This is a genomic window from Bacillus sp. 41-22, from assembly GCF_025809295.1.
Lineage (GTDB): Bacteria > Bacillota > Bacilli > Bacillales > Bacillaceae_G > Bacillus_A > Bacillus_A mycoides.
Window position 1 is genome coordinate 2,278,050 of record NZ_CP084035.1, and the last position, 14,674, is coordinate 2,292,723.

At 31.6% G+C, this 14,674-nt stretch carries 14 protein-coding genes and 2 pseudogenes; 11 read left to right on the forward strand and 5 right to left on the reverse strand.

Going from position 1 to position 14,674, the window contains the following annotated elements:
* Positions 1-43: 43 nt before the first annotated feature.
* Complete coding sequence (locus LCF45_RS11645; RefSeq protein ID WP_002127328.1) at positions 44-667, reverse strand: TetR/AcrR family transcriptional regulator; 624 nt, start codon at positions 665-667, stop codon at positions 44-46.
* Between the two features lie 122 nt (positions 668-789).
* On the opposite strand from LCF45_RS11645, the gene LCF45_RS11650 reads away from it, so the two are divergent.
* Entirely contained in the window at positions 790-3,027 is a 2,238-nt protein-coding gene (locus tag LCF45_RS11650) for an MMPL family transporter (RefSeq protein ID WP_078207024.1), read from the forward strand.
* Between the two features lie 48 nt (positions 3,028-3,075).
* Here the strand turns inward: LCF45_RS11650 and LCF45_RS11655 are convergent, their stop codons facing one another.
* Complete coding sequence (locus LCF45_RS11655; RefSeq protein ID WP_002012828.1) at positions 3,076-3,258, reverse strand: DUF4021 domain-containing protein; 183 nt, start codon at positions 3,256-3,258, stop codon at positions 3,076-3,078.
* Between the two features lie 201 nt (positions 3,259-3,459).
* On the opposite strand from LCF45_RS11655, the pseudogene catA reads away from it, so the two are divergent.
* From catA to LCF45_RS11680, 5 genes and pseudogenes are all read left to right on the forward strand, one after another.
* Positions 3,460-4,111 (forward strand): annotated as a pseudogene (gene catA / locus LCF45_RS11660) (type A chloramphenicol O-acetyltransferase).
* Between the two features lie 224 nt (positions 4,112-4,335).
* Positions 4,336-4,860 (forward strand): GNAT family N-acetyltransferase, encoded by a 525-nt coding sequence (locus tag LCF45_RS11665; protein WP_002127332.1) that lies wholly within the window; start codon positions 4,336-4,338, stop codon positions 4,858-4,860.
* Positions 4,861-4,897: 37 nt separating this feature from the next.
* Entirely contained in the window at positions 4,898-5,842 is a 945-nt protein-coding gene (locus LCF45_RS11670; protein WP_176112605.1) for a GNAT family N-acetyltransferase, read from the forward strand.
* A gap of 186 nt (positions 5,843-6,028) precedes the next feature.
* Complete coding sequence (locus LCF45_RS11675) at positions 6,029-6,541, forward strand: GNAT family N-acetyltransferase (RefSeq protein ID WP_002168410.1); 513 nt, start codon at positions 6,029-6,031, stop codon at positions 6,539-6,541.
* 360 nt (positions 6,542-6,901) lie between these two features.
* Positions 6,902-7,753, forward strand: a pseudogene (locus LCF45_RS11680) (DUF2935 domain-containing protein).
* Positions 7,754-7,954: 201 nt separating this feature from the next.
* On the opposite strand, the gene LCF45_RS11685 reads toward LCF45_RS11680, so the two are convergent.
* Complete coding sequence (locus LCF45_RS11685) at positions 7,955-8,845, reverse strand: DMT family transporter (RefSeq protein ID WP_078207025.1); 891 nt, start codon at positions 8,843-8,845, stop codon at positions 7,955-7,957.
* 114 nt (positions 8,846-8,959) lie between these two features.
* On the opposite strand from LCF45_RS11685, the gene LCF45_RS11690 reads away from it, so the two are divergent.
* From LCF45_RS11690 to LCF45_RS11705, 4 genes are all read left to right on the forward strand, one after another.
* Positions 8,960-9,577, forward strand: coding sequence for a helix-turn-helix domain-containing protein (locus LCF45_RS11690; RefSeq protein WP_002031957.1), 618 nt, complete (start codon positions 8,960-8,962; stop codon positions 9,575-9,577).
* Between the two features lie 486 nt (positions 9,578-10,063).
* Positions 10,064-11,014 (forward strand): hypothetical protein, encoded by a 951-nt coding sequence (locus LCF45_RS11695; protein ID WP_016126910.1) that lies wholly within the window; start codon positions 10,064-10,066, stop codon positions 11,012-11,014.
* Between the two features lie 241 nt (positions 11,015-11,255).
* Positions 11,256-11,405 (forward strand): aspartyl-phosphate phosphatase Spo0E family protein, encoded by a 150-nt coding sequence (locus tag LCF45_RS11700; protein ID WP_002012842.1) that lies wholly within the window; start codon positions 11,256-11,258, stop codon positions 11,403-11,405.
* 158 nt (positions 11,406-11,563) lie between these two features.
* Positions 11,564-12,964, forward strand: a complete 1,401-nt coding sequence (locus tag LCF45_RS11705) for a protoporphyrinogen oxidase (protein WP_002127342.1) — start codon at positions 11,564-11,566, stop codon at positions 12,962-12,964.
* A gap of 65 nt (positions 12,965-13,029) precedes the next feature.
* Here LCF45_RS11705 and LCF45_RS11710 read toward each other — a convergent pair whose 3' ends face one another.
* On the reverse strand, positions 13,030-13,578 hold the full coding sequence (locus tag LCF45_RS11710) for a hypothetical protein (protein WP_078207013.1): 549 nt from the start codon (positions 13,576-13,578) through the stop codon (positions 13,030-13,032).
* A gap of 230 nt (positions 13,579-13,808) precedes the next feature.
* On the opposite strand from LCF45_RS11710, the gene LCF45_RS11715 reads away from it, so the two are divergent.
* On the forward strand, positions 13,809-14,360 hold the full coding sequence (locus LCF45_RS11715) for a GNAT family N-acetyltransferase (RefSeq protein WP_002031946.1): 552 nt from the start codon (positions 13,809-13,811) through the stop codon (positions 14,358-14,360).
* A gap of 43 nt (positions 14,361-14,403) precedes the next feature.
* Here the strand turns inward: LCF45_RS11715 and LCF45_RS11720 are convergent, their stop codons facing one another.
* Entirely contained in the window at positions 14,404-14,589 is a 186-nt protein-coding gene (locus LCF45_RS11720) for a cold-shock protein (RefSeq protein WP_000286202.1), read from the reverse strand.
* Between the last annotated feature and the right edge of the window lie 85 nt (positions 14,590-14,674).

The following is a 14,674-nucleotide window of genomic DNA, read 5'->3' on the forward strand; positions in this document are numbered from 1 at the left end:
TTTGAAGGAATTTCAAATGTGCTCTTTATTAAATATAATCAATTTAATTTTGATGACTTAATCCATTCCAATAAAACGAAACGATTTCTTTTGCTAATTCATCTATATTTGCAAGAGTAGGATTGTGATTCTCATCTTTAAAATTCCCGATTGATAATAAAGCGACGAAAGCATGGGCAGCAAATTTAGGATTTCCTTTAGGAATTTCTCCAAGGAGAATTGCGTTATCTAGCGCTTTTTCCAACACTTCATACATGTTATCCTCGGCATTTTTTAATTCCTTTAATTGCTCTTCAGATAAAGAAAGTTTTGCATCTTTCATAAAATTATTCATATCAATATCCATCGTTGCGTGTAAGTATACTGTAGCAAAGTTCAATAATCTTTCTTCCAAAGTTTTATTCGTAGAGAGTATTTGATCCATATTTTCTCTTATGCGCACCATCATTTGAATCATAGTAGCGGTAAATAGATCAGCTTTTGTTGAGTAGTAATAGTAGACAGTTGCTTTTGTAACTCCACATTCTTTCGCGACCTCATCCATTGAAACAACTTGATAACTTTGAGTGAGAAATAACCTAGTTGCAACTTCTAAAATGATTTCTTTTGTAGACTTTGTATTTTTATTTTGACGAGGCCTTCCGAGAGGACGTTGTTTTTGATCCAAATACATTCGCTCCTGACATTTATTATTGAGATAATTATAACATAATTTTTTAATCATTCTTGATTAATTAACCGACCAGTATATATAATTAATATTGGAGGAAAAAAGGAAGGTGGGGTTTTATGAAAAAGCACCCGTTACATATGTTAGGGAGGCTTGTAGCAGGGAAGAATACGCAATGGATAACTTTATCGGTATGGATTCTTATTACATTAGTACTTTCATTTACGTTACCACAAGTAAACAGTACGAAAGAACCGAATCCGAAAAATTTACCTGAAACAGCTATGTCACAGCAAGCTGAAGCACTTATGAAAAAAGAATTTCCTAATAATGCAGGAAACCCGTTGTTAGTTGTATGGCATCGGGATGGTGGATTAGAGTCAAAAGACTACAAATTAATACAGGACGTTTATAAAGAGTTAAAAACGGACCCTTTAAAAGAACAATCATTGTTACCACCATTTGATACAATTCCAGAGCAAGTATTATCAAAAAGTGGATCAAAAGATGGTACATCATTTGTCACACCAATATTTTTTAATAAATCTGCTGGAACGGATATATTAAAAGGTAATTTAGAAGAGTTACGAAAAATAGTGAATAGTAAAGTGGATGAAGATCCGTTCAAACAAAAAATTACCGACTCTGGTTTACATGTTCGATTATCTGGACCTGTAGGTATTCAAACGGATGCGGTAAGTTTATTTAGTCAAGCTGATGTGAAATTATTAGTTGCTACTGTACTACTAGTATTGGTTTTATTAATTTTACTGTACCGTTCACCAATTTTAGCAATTTTACCTTTACTCGTTGTTGGTTTTGCATACGGAATTATCAGTCCGACACTGGGCTTTTTAGCAGACAATGGATGGATTAAAGTAGATGCACAGGCTATATCGATTATGACTGTCTTACTGTTTGGAGCAGGAACGGACTATTGTTTATTTCTTATTTCAAGATATAAAGAGTACTTGCTAGAAGAAGAAAGTAAGTATAAAGCATTGCAACTTGCGATAAAAGCATCAGGTGGAGCAATTATAATGAGTGCACTTACTGTAGTATTAGGGTTAGGAACGTTATTACTTGCTCATTATGGAGCTTTTCATCGATTCGCAGTTCCATTTAGTGTGGCTGTTTTCATTATGGGAATCGCTGCTTTAACGATTCTTCCAGCATTATTATTAATTTTCGGTAGAGTTGCATTTTTCCCGTTCATACCGAGAACAGCTGAAATGAATGAAGAGTTTGCAAGAAAGAAAAAGAAAAAGAAAGTAGTAAAAGTAAAAAATACTAAAGGGTTCTTTAGTCAAAAACTTGGGGATATTGTTGTACGTAAACCGTGGACAATTATTATGCTAACCGTATTTTTATTAGGAGGCTTGGCTTCATTTGTACCGCGTATTCAATACACGTACGACTTATTAGAATCATTCCCGAAAGATATGCCATCACGCGAAGGATTTACATTAATTACGGATCATTTTTCAGCTGGAGAATTAGCGCCAGTAAAGATTGTAGTTGATTCAAAGGGAAAAGATTTACCTATTAAACAAGAAATAGAGAAATTATCTTTTGTTAATAAAGTGAAAGAGCCAATGAAGGGAAAAGAAAATAATCAATTGCAAATGTATGAAGTTTCTTTAGTGGAAAACCCATACTCAATTGAAGCATTAGATCAAATCCCTAAATTGAAAAATAGTGTAGAAAAGGTATTAAAAGATGAAGGAATTAGTCAAGCTGAGAATCATTTATGGATTGGCGGAGAAACAGCTTCCTTATATGATACAAAGCAAATTACTGAACGGGATGAAGCGGTTATTATTCCGGTTATGATTAGTATCATCGCTTTACTTTTACTCGTGTATTTACGTTCAATCGTTGCGATGATTTATTTAATTGTAACTGTCGTTTTATCTTTCTTCTCTGCATTAGGAGCAGGCTGGATTTTACTGCATTTCGGTATGGGAGCTCCCGCGATACAAGGTGCGATACCGTTATATGCATTCGTATTTTTAGTTGCCTTAGGGGAAGATTATAATATCTTTATGGTTTCAGAAATATGGAAGAATAAAAAGAAACAAAATCATTTAGAATCAGTTAAAAATGGTGTTATAAAAACAGGTAGTGTAATTACATCCGCAGGTTTAATTTTAGCAGGAACATTTGCAGTATTAGGTACATTGCCAATTCAAGTTTTAGTTCAATTCGGTATTGTGACAGCAATCGGTGTATTGCTAGATACATTTATTGTAAGACCACTGCTTGTACCTGCGATTACAGTCGTTTTAGGCCGCTTTGCTTTTTGGCCAGGGAAACTTTCTAAAAAGAGAGAAAAAGTAAAAAAATTGGATATATAATAGAGAAGAGCCAAGGATATTTTCCTTGGCTCTTTTCTATGTAGTTCATTAATTTTTTGAAGTCAAATCATCAGTTACAACGTGATCAGCATCTTCAATGGTTGTTTCGGGCATTCCATATAAGCCGTTCATTGCTTGTTCTTCGATATTAAGATTTGCAGTATTATTATTTTGAATAGATGTAGTGTTTTCGATAACATTTTCTTTTTTATTTACATTTTTGTCATTCATGTTTGAATCCTCCAAACGTCATTTGATTTATTAATAGTATGTGGATGGATTTCCAGAAATATGTGAACGAATTTCTGCAGATGTTATATAGTTAAATAAAAAGCTTAGTATTAAATTTAAACTGTAAGGAGTGAACAAGTGTGGTGAAAACAAGAAAGTTAGCCTTCTAAAATAAAAATAAAATTTTAGGAGGCTATTAAAATGAAGTTTCATGTAATTGACAGAGAAAATTGGAATAGAGAGCAGTATTTTGAACATTATTTAAAATTAAAGTGTTCGTTTAGTATGACAGCGAATGTTGATATTACGATGATGCTAGAGGAAATACATCAAAAGGAAATTAAATTTTATCCGACTTCTATTTATGTAATTTCTAGAGTGATAAATAAACATACAGAATTTCGAACATGTTTTAATGATGAAGGAGTTTTAGGGTATTGGGAGGAAATGATACCTAGTTATACAATCTTTCATAAAGATGATAAATCTTTATGAAAGTATATGGACGGATTATTCTAGCGATTTCCACATTTTCTATAAAAACTATGAAGAGGATATGAGATGTTATGCTAATGTTCATGGTTTCTTCACGAAAGAAAATATTCCGCCAAATATTTTTCCGATTTCTGGTATACCTTGGACTAGTTTTACAGGATTTAATTTAAATATTAATAATGATGGTCATTCTTTATTACCAATTATTACTTGTGGGAAATATTTCAATGATGGAAGCAGGGTTATGCTACCTGTTTCATTGCAAGTACATCATGCGGTTTGTGATGGATATCATGCGAGTCGATTTATAGAGGATTTACAGGAGCTAGCTAATACTTGTAACGAGTGGCTTAAGTAATATCTAATTATTAATTATATAAAATTAAAAATGAATAAGCGTTAAAATAAAAAGAAGAGAACATATGTATATTACATGTTCTCTTCTTTTTATTCATTCATATTAAGTAACAGTGGAAAATATAGGTTGATTTGTAGTTTAATAGTAAAGAGAGTGATTAGTTTTAAATTTCTTTATTTTATAATTATTTAAGGGTTCAAATGTTTTAATAGGGGGAAGGTAAAGTGAAATTCATACGTATTGAAAAAGATGAAATCCTAATTAATAATATGGCAAAATTGTATTGTAAAGCATTTGAGAAAACAAATTTTACTGAAATGATTGAGAGAATGAAAAGACATATAGAATATGCAGATTTTAAAGGTATAGTAGCAATAAATGATGAAAATGAGGTAGTTGGTTTTACTTATGGTTATCGCTCATTAGAAGGGCAGTACTATAATCAATTAATGAGAGAAGCGTTAAATCTAGAACAAGCAGACGAATGGTTACAAGATTGTTTTGAATTTGTAGAGTTAGCAGTTCACCCACAATATCGAAATGAAGGTCTTGGAATGAAATTACATAATGAACTATTAGAAGGGATTTCAAATAGAACGAGTATTTTAACAACACAAATAAACAATGAAAAAGCGCGTTCTTTATATAAAAGATTGGATTGGGTGGATGTATTAGAGCCATTTCACCCAAGTAAAAGTGATGCCCCATATGCAATAATGGGAAAAATATTAAAGACAAAAGTAAATTAATAACTATATCGTTCACAAAAGTTATCGGTTTATAACAATGAAGGGGAAAACAAAAATGACAATAATATCTATAGAAAAAGCTACAATTTTAGATGCTGAAAAGTTAACAGAAATAATGAAAAGAACATTTGATGAAGAAGCAAAGCGATGGTTATACGGCCAAGGTGATGTAATTGATTATAACATTCAACCGCCAGGATATTCTTCAGTTGAAATGATGAAATATTCAATTGAAGAATTGGATACTTACAAAGTGATAATGGATGAAAAAGTAATCGGGGGAATTATAGTTACGATCTCTGGTAAATCGTACGGAAGAATCGATCGTATTTTTGTAGAGCCTTTTCTTCAAGGAAAAGGAATTGGATCGCGGGTTATTAAGTTAATAGAAGAAAAATTTCCGAACATAAGGATTTGGGATCTTGAAACATCTAGTAGACAAATTAATAATCATCATTTTTATAAAAAAATGGACTATGAAATAATTTTTAAATCTGAAGATGAGTATTGCTATGTAAAAAGAAAAAATGTAGATGCAGTTGGAGAGAACCTAATTAAAAATAAAGATATGAAAAATGGTCAATACGAAAACTGTAATTTGGTTAATACAGAATATTATCAAGTAAATTTAAAAAATAGTGCATTTGTTGGTAGTAATATAATGCATATGAATATGAGTAATTGTAATATAAGTCAATCAACCTTTAGAAATATTAATTTTAGAAATTCCTCATATGCAGATTTAAATATTTCTGGCAGTAAATTTAATTTTGTGACTTTAGGTGGAGTTCAATTTAGAGATACAAGCCTTGGAGAGGATAAAGATCCTATTTCATTTGATAGATGTGATTTGGAAAGTACTACAATACGTAGTAGTAATCTGAAAAATATTGAAATAGAAAATTGTGATATTACCGGTATGAAAATAAATGGTATTTCAGTAGAAGAACTGCTTGAGTTGTATAATAGGGTGAAAAATTAAATAAAAAATCACTTAGCATATTCTAAGTGATTTTTTCATTTTGAACGAGAGGGAATATAAGAGATGATGTTCAAAAAGCGAATATTATATCGAAATAATTATATAAAAATAACACAAAGAAATAAGGGTTGGCAGGATTTTAATATGGGATATTAGAATATGAATATTTGAATGGAGGGGAGAAAGATGGAGATTAACGTTAGAGCAGTAGAAATACAAGATGCTAGAGCAATTCATCGTATATGCATACAAGATGATGTTTTACCTTATATGGTTTTCTTACCTAGTATGCGTGTAGATGCAATGGAGAATAGAATTCGAAATTTAGCACAGAATCAATTTGAATTTGTAGCAGAATATGATGGAGAAGTTGTTGGATTTGTCGGTTTAACCCAAAGTCCAGGGCGAAGATCTCACTCGGGTGATTTATTCATCGGAGTAGATAGTGAGTATCACAATAAAGGAATTGGAAAAGCACTTCTTACAAAAATGCTTGATTTAGCTGATAATTGGCTAATGTTAGAACGAGTGGAACTTGGTGTATTAGAAACGAATCCTAGAGCCAAAGTATTATATGAAAAATTTGGATTTATCGAAGAGGGTGTAAAGGTTGGGAATTTGAAGGCTCATGGGAATTTTGTTAACGAAATCATGATGAGTCGTTTTAGACCAAATGGTTTGATTGTACATAATAAATAGGGGTGTAAATTGAACAGAAATATCGATTTGTTTTGAAAAAAGTATGGCAAAAGGACGCCATGCTTTTTTCAGTTTATTAAAAATAAAGAACAATTTTTATTTAAAGGATGTTTTAAAGGATGAAGCATTAGGAATCATCTCAATCCGGAAAGCATATGACTTAATAGAATCTATTTCTATGTGCAAGGGGAATGCATATGTGGAAATTTCAAAAACCTTGAAAAAACGATTGCATAAGTATATTTAAATTTTATTTATTTTCATACATAGTATAATTGAGCATTCCAGGAACAAGGAGTGATTGTAATGTCGACAGACCAACCTATTCCTGGACATTTTATTATGGACCCACAGTGAGCTATGCTGTTGCCACCGGAATTGAAAGCAGCTCCATCTGAATCATTAACAGAACAATTATTTATTGAACGATCTATAACTGAAAATAGATTTTGGTTACGTATTATGAAAGAGCATGCTTTGTTTCTTGGTGAGGGGTTTAATCGTAACGATAAAAATTTAATTCAGTAAGTAGAACAGTTTTATAATCAGTTTGATAGGCAGCTGCAAAAAGCATTTACTATTCCACAAACTGTTCAAGCGGTAAGGCAATTAAATGAAGAGAGTATTCAGTTAGTGTATGCTTTTCGTAATTATAAAAGAAACTTACTAATTTTAATCATCAATTGTAAAGTGAAAGGGTTTAATTTTCCACTTTTAGTGGATCATGTTGCACGAGAAGCGGAATATTTTATGCGGACACTTCAAAAGTTTAATGAAGGCAAGATGGATCCTATTCAAGATGCGATTATTAGCGAGAATGTTTTCTGGTTACGAATTATGATGGAACACTCACGTTTTATTGGATCATTACTGGATCAATCGGAAAGAAATCTTTTTCATACAGCGTTGAAATTCGGTGATGATTTCGAAATTTTGCTTAACCAAGCTAGAGATGTTGAATCGATGTTATATCAAAAAGAACCGACATACCCGATTATAGGAAAAATGAATAAAGATAGTGAAAATGCCACTGTTGAGTTAAGGGATTTCAAAAAAGCAGGATTAGAGTTAATTCAAACATGTCAAATCCGAAATGTCATAAATCCATTGCTTGCTGATCATGTTACAAGAGAGGCAGAGCATATCCTCTTCATGATTCATGTATTGGAGCAAAGGCTAAAGCAAAAGCAGGTGGAACAATCTCCGCAATAATAAATAAACAAGGAAAGCATGGCAAACTAATGTCATGCTTTTCTTGTTTATCCCGCTATTTGTCGGCAGTAAAACTCCCATCTCAAAATTTGGCTGGATCAAAGAAGTTATGAGGGAGAAAAACTGTCCGTAAACGCCCTATTGGTGAAGGCTAATAATCAGCGGGGGATGAACAAAACCCCCACTGATTAAAGTTTCACTTTATAAATTGTGATTTGATTGTTTCGGTTGTAATAAAAATAATGCTAATCCAATGAAAATAAGTAGAATTCCTAGTCCTTGCTGTAAAGAAATTGTTTCATCTAAAATGAAATAGGCTAAAATACAAGTTCCAATTGTCTCTCCTAAAATACTCATCGAGATAACAGTAGCGCTCATCCATTTTAATAACCAATTAAAAATTGTTTGTCCTAAAATCGTTGCAATGAATGCAAGACCTATAAAGGACCACCATGTTTGTGCAGTGTAATTGAAGAAAGATGACTGCTGTGTGTAAGCAAATATACCGAGAAAGAGTGAACTACTGCCATAACTAATTACCGAGTACGGTATTAGGGATAGGTCTTTACGAACATATTGACTAATGAAAAAGTAAGCTGTTATGACGCCAGCAGCAATAAAAGCTAAAATATCGCCGTATAAAGCCTCGCCACTAATTTGAAAATCTTGCCACCCAATCACGATACTTCCTGAAATTGCAATAAGGCAGCCTATAATCGCACCTTTCGTAAACCGTTCCTTAAATAAAAAATAACCACCGACCATTGAAAATAAAGGTTGCAACGTTACGATAACTGTAGAACTTGCTATGGAAGTATACTGTAATGATTCAAACCATAGTACATAATGAGCTGCTAGAAATAATCCAGATAAGAGTCCAAATCCCCATTGCTTTTTTGATAATGAGCGAAGTTCGCTTCGATTGTTTGTATTAAATATTAGAAACGGTAAAAGAATTAACGTAGCAAACAATAATCGATAAAAAGCAGTGATTGCTGCGGGGGCATCGGCTATTTTTACGAAGATAGCTGAAGTAGATAAGGCGAACACGCCGAAAAATAAGATGAAATATGAAAGAATAGGTGATTTCAAAGTTTGTCCCTCCGATTGGTTGTTTATTATAATGAACTGTATATAATATAATGTACAAAAGTTAGTATATAAGCCTAAGATGAAATAAGGAAGGATTAATTGCCACTGTTTAGTATGTCAGCACAAAAGGGACAAAAGATGTATTATGATGGACGAAAGGAAGTTGTAACAATGATTCATTATCGGCTAGGTCAAACTGTTTTAAGTTATCGTAAGAAAAATAATATGACAATTCGTGAATTTGCTGATTATGCAGGAATCAGTACTTCACTTATTAGTCAAATTGAAAGAGGACATGCCAATCCTTCTTTAAATGTATTGGAATTAATAGCGAAAGCATTAAATGTACCGCTGTTTACTCTTTTTATTAATGATATCGATACAGACTCACTTATTTCTAAGAAGAAAGATCGGAAAAAAGTATATCGAGAAAATAATGATCATATTGTTTATGATGTGTTAACACCAGATTTTATGAAAGCTCGCATTGAAATGTTAATGATGGATTTAAACGGATATGCAAATACAACAGAAAGTCACTATTCCCACGAAGATAAGGAAGAAATTGCAGTTGTAATGAAAGGGGAAGTGTATGTGGAATTGGAAGGGAATGAATATTTTTTAGAAGAAGGAGATGTTGTGCGTATTCCACCGAACGTGAAACATAGATTTTTGAATAAGAGTGATGAAATGAATCACATCTTATTTGTATTAACACCTTCGTTAAGCTAAGGAAGTAGCTTAAGGATACATACTAAGTGGTAACATAATAGAAAGTATCAATTACATAAAGATTCGCGTGTATAATAAAACAACTATCTATAAATACATACACATTTGATTTTCACTTTGTATGTTTAAGAAGATGAGAAATTTGACAAAAAAATAAGATAGTTCCATGACTATCAAACCAAATAATTCAGATAAACAAAGAGTGGAAATTTTTAAGGCTTTGGCAGGAGTAAAACGAGAAATTGTTCGTTATGTATTTCATAATCAAAACAATCACAATTGTGGAAGATTGAGACTGCATTAGGGATGAATAAGTATCATCTCAAAATATTATTAGAAGCAAATTTAATTCTTGTTGAGCGACAGGGGCAATTTTAATTTATAACTGTAAAGGAGGAAACTTTTCAAGAGTTTTCACCTGGCTTTTTGCCGACTTTGTAGATGCTAAAAAACCATTTTTATTAGGGTTTAGAGGGGATAAGAGAGATGGAAAATATAAGTGTATTAAAAGATGGGCTTTCAATTATATCTCAATGTAAAAAAGAAACAAATGATATTTGGCATGCACATTTCGGAGCAGCTGCCATTGCTAGTTATTTTTTTACGAAAAACAATAACATTGATGAAAAAACTATCTGTAACATTTATTCTCAAGCGAAAATGATGCTCCATAAGCAAAGGTTAGGCGAAACAATTGATAATAAACAAGGTGTCGATTATCAAAGTGCTGAAGAAACGATAATTAAATCTTTGGAACAAACGATTGATGAACTCCATTGGGTTGGTCATAATGTAATTTACGCTTCTTTAAGTTTACTAGCCATTAAGGAGTTAAGTCATTGGGGGAGTGAGCAAGATATTAATAATATAGCAAACCTTATATTATCGTTTCAAAAAACAATTCCCGGTAGATCTTGGATTGGTTTTACAACTAAAGAAGTAAAGCAACTAATTATAAATAATGAGGAGATTCAAAGCGAAATTAAAAACCCAAAGCAATTATCTGAATTTATTTTAAATGAATTATCTGAATTTAATGTTATATATAAGGCAGAATCACATCAAGATTTAATTGGTCATATGCTTACCTTCTCACATGCGATTAATATATTATATGACTTAGGGCATATAGAATTATTTCAACGAGGAATAAAACCACTATTAAAGCTAGTTTATGTACTTAGAAAAAGTCGCAATTTAATGCCGAATGCCCAAATAATATTGAATTCTCCTGTAGATCGTTTACCTCTTACAAAAGCAAAACAAGTTGATACACTTCCGCTAGATAATGCATTCTGGCTTAAAGACTACAGCGAATTTAATTGGGATTTTGGGCACATATTTAAATTTTCATATAGTTATTTTGATCACTTAACAAGGGTTCCAGAATATAAAGATAAAACATTTGAGAAATTCTGTTGTATTATTAATGAGTAAAAGTGTCTAACTTTAAATTAATAGTAAATGGTACACATTCATAAACTAACATATTTATAAAAAATGGTAGAAAATTATAATGACCTGTAATAATAGGCTTAGTTTAAGTCTCTTTTTTTGTTAGTAGTATATTGTTTTTTCAAATATGTAAGATTTTACATTAGCATGAGACTTTTACTTATTATGTAAGTAGGCTATACTAAAATACATATATTTTGAAATTGGAGCGAATAAAGACGATATGGAATTAGTGAAGTTAGAAAAAATAATTGAATTGAAAAAAGAAGAATTATTGAATCTAGTCTCAAATTATGGACTTCAACATGAAAAAGTAATAGCACTCAGCCAAGAAATTGACAAATTAATAAACTGGTTTATGTTTTTAAAATAGAAAGAACTATGACGTGAGTTGAATATGTTATAGTTCTTTTTTATTCATATATATTGTCTAATTTCTTACAGAATGCGCAAGCTGCTAGTCGACTATGATAATTTTTGGTTATAATAATAAAGGAATTATTAATTGTATCGGTTAGGGGCGCAGCAAATATGAAAACAGTCGTTGTCATCGGTGGAGGTATTACTGGACTTTCTACTATGTTTTATTTAGAAAAATTAAAGAAGGATTATAATATAGATTTAAATTTAATCCTTATTGAGAAAGAAGAGTATTTAGGTGGTAAAATCCACAGTGTGGAAGAAAATGATTTTATTATGGAATCTGGAGCAGATTCTATTGTAGCTCGTAATGAACATGTTTTGCCGCTTGTAAAAGATTTAAATTTAGAAAATGAAATGGTATATAACGAAACAGGTATTTCTTACATATACTCTGATAACATATTACATCCAATTCCTGCTGACACTATATTTGGGATTCCTATGAGTGTTGAATCATTATTTAGCAGTACGCTAGTCTCAAAAAAAGGGAAAATCGTTGCTTTAAAAGATTTTATTACGAAAAATAAGGAGTTTACAAAGGATACATCACTTGCTGTATTTTTAGAAAGCTTTTTAGGGAAAGAATTAGTGGAAAGACAAATTGCACCTGTGCTTTCAGGTGTATATTCTGGTAAATTGAAGGAGCTTACAATGGCATCTACGTTACCATATTTACTTGAGTATAAAAATAAATATGGAAGTATTATTAAAGGTTTTGAAGAGAATAAAAAACAATTTCAGTCAGCAGGAAATAAAAAGTTTGTATCATTTAAAAGTGGACTATCTACGATTATTAATCGCTTAGAAGAAGTGCTGACGGAGACTGTCATTAATAAAGGTGCTGTAACAACAGTGATAAGTAAAAAAGGGGATCGGTATGAGGTTTCTTTTGCAAATCATGAGACAATACAAGCTGATTATGTCGTTTTAGCAGCTCCACATGATATCGCACAAACGTTATTACAGTCTAATGAGTTAAATGAGCATTTTAATAAATTTAAAAATTCATCGCTTATAAGTATTTACTTAGGTTTTGACATACTAGATGAACAACTACCGGCTGACGGCACAGGTTTTATCGTAACGGAAAACAGTGATTTACATTGTGATGCTTGCACATGGACAAGCAGGAAGTGGAAACATACATCTGGTAAACAAAAGCTATTAGTAAGAATGTTTTATAAGAGCACTAATCCAGTATATGAAACGATCAAAAGTTATAGTGAAGAAGAATTAGTACGAGTTGCTTTATATGATATTGAAAAGAGCCTCGGAATTAAAGGTGAACCGGAAGTAATTGAAGTTACAAATTGGAAAGATTTAATGCCGAAATATCATTTAGAACATAATCAAGCTGTTCAATCATTACAAGAAAAATTGGCCGAGCTTTATCCTAATGTATACTTAGCTGGTGCTTCATATTACGGTGTAGGAATTGGTGCTTGTATTGGAAACGGAAAGAATACTGCCAATGAAATAATTACGACATTGAATGAACAGTCAAAATAATAATATTGAATACATATGTAAATAAAATGTCCCTCCAACATAATGGAGGGACATTTTATTTGTAATTATTTAACATTAATTACAATCTTTTTATGATTGGCTTTATTCTCTTTAATAGTTAATGTTATTTTTCCAGATTCTTCAAAGGAATACGGTGAGAGCCGATAAAGTTCTTTAATACTATGTTTTTCTTTTAATTTATTTGTAGGAATTAATGTTATATTAGGCTTCCATGTTTCCTGTTTGCCTGAAGAGTAGTCTACTATTATTTCTGGATTATTTAATTGTATTGTTTCCCAAGAGACAAAATACAGTTCAACTTCTGCATCTTTTTTTAGTAATTCTTCTGAGAAATAACCAAACTCACCAACATTACCAAAAACAGTGAAATTTTGATTTTGCAATTTAATATCTAAATATCTAGGTTGATATGTTGCTGCGTGATACATTCCGTATGAAAGAGAGAGTGTGGCAGCGATTAATATACCAACTGAAAATGTCTTAAAGCTATTTCCTTTAAAACTTGTCATCATAAATGAGTTTGGTGTGAATTTTTTTGCGAATAAAAAAATGAGTAAAATGAGCAAGAGGGATAAGCCAATGAAAATATACATAAAGTTTAAGCACCTCCGTAAGAAATATTTACTGTTTTTCTATATTTTAACATGAGAGGGTGTAAATTAGGGGTGGTTTTTAGAGGGGAATTAATAAATACAACGAAGTTATATATTATTAATAGGATAAACATCGCTAGAAATATTTGATTTGTGGGACATTAAGGACTTTCCTAATTATAAATACTTTTTCTGCTATAATAAATGAGTAGAGAGAAAGGAGTGATCCTATGGTATTTCCTATGTTAGAAACAGAACGCTTGCGCTTAGTTGAAATAGAACAATCTTATTGTCAAAAAATATATGAAATATTCTCATTAGATGAGGTAACGTGTTATTACGGTATGAATTCTTTTACTGAGTTTGGACAAGCTTCACGTATGATTGAATCTTTTTCAAAAAATTACTTTGAGAAAAAGGCAATGCGTTGGGGGATTGTATTAAAAGACACAAATAATTTAGTAGGAACAATTGGATTAAATAATTTACAACTTTGGAGTAAACGCTCAGAGATTGGATATGATTTGCATCCTCGTTATTGGGGGAATGGTTATGCTTCTGAAGCTGCTCGAGAAATTATTACTTATGGATTTCGAGATTTAGGCTTATTTAGAATTGGAGCTATTACATATCCTGAAAATATAACTTCGTGTAATATGTTATCTAAATTAGGTTTTCAACAAGAAGGGCTGTTACGTGGATACATTCATCAAGGAAATAAACAACACGATGCATTAATGTATTCTATTGTACGAACAGATGTAGAGGATATTCATTATTAATAAAAAAGCCCCTCTTATTTAAAATAAGAGGGGCTTGTAAAAATCAACCTATTTTAGGTAATAAACGTTCTCCGCTTTTCATACTACTTTTACATAAAGGGCATTTAGGCTCTTCTTCAAATGAAAAGTTCTTTCTCATCCATCCTAAACAATCCTCTGATTCACATTCCCAAACAGGGGTTTGTTCTGGTGGTACTTCTGCTACATCGTTCTTTCGATTGCGATACATGTAACCACTCCTTTTATGTAAAAATTTTTAGTTATATATTAAAAAGGTTGTTAACCGAGCTGGTAACAACCTTTTTATTGATTGA

Bases quoted from the DNA above. Each gene is read 5' to 3' on its own strand.
- LCF45_RS11650 (WP_078207024.1), top strand. From the start codon at position 790: ATGAAAAAGCACCCGTTACATATGTTAGGGAGGCTTGTAGCAGGGAAG.
- LCF45_RS11655 (WP_002012828.1), bottom strand. From the start codon at position 3,258: ATGAATGACAAAAATGTAAATAAAAAAGAAAATGTTATCGAAAACACT.
- LCF45_RS11670 (WP_176112605.1), top strand. From the start codon at position 4,898: ATGAAGGGGAAAACAAAAATGACAATAATATCTATAGAAAAAGCTACA.
- LCF45_RS11675 (WP_002168410.1), top strand. From the start codon at position 6,029: ATGGAGATTAACGTTAGAGCAGTAGAAATACAAGATGCTAGAGCAATT.
- LCF45_RS11690 (WP_002031957.1), top strand. From the start codon at position 8,960: ATGTCAGCACAAAAGGGACAAAAGATGTATTATGATGGACGAAAGGAA.
- LCF45_RS11695 (WP_016126910.1), top strand. From the start codon at position 10,064: ATGGAAAATATAAGTGTATTAAAAGATGGGCTTTCAATTATATCTCAA.
- LCF45_RS11700 (WP_002012842.1), top strand. From the start codon at position 11,256: ATGGAATTAGTGAAGTTAGAAAAAATAATTGAATTGAAAAAAGAAGAA.
- LCF45_RS11705 (WP_002127342.1), top strand. From the start codon at position 11,564: ATGAAAACAGTCGTTGTCATCGGTGGAGGTATTACTGGACTTTCTACT.
- LCF45_RS11710 (WP_078207013.1), bottom strand. From the start codon at position 13,578: ATGTATATTTTCATTGGCTTATCCCTCTTGCTCATTTTACTCATTTTT.
- LCF45_RS11715 (WP_002031946.1), top strand. From the start codon at position 13,809: ATGGTATTTCCTATGTTAGAAACAGAACGCTTGCGCTTAGTTGAAATA.
- LCF45_RS11720 (WP_000286202.1), bottom strand. From the start codon at position 14,589: ATGTATCGCAATCGAAAGAACGATGTAGCAGAAGTACCACCAGAACAA.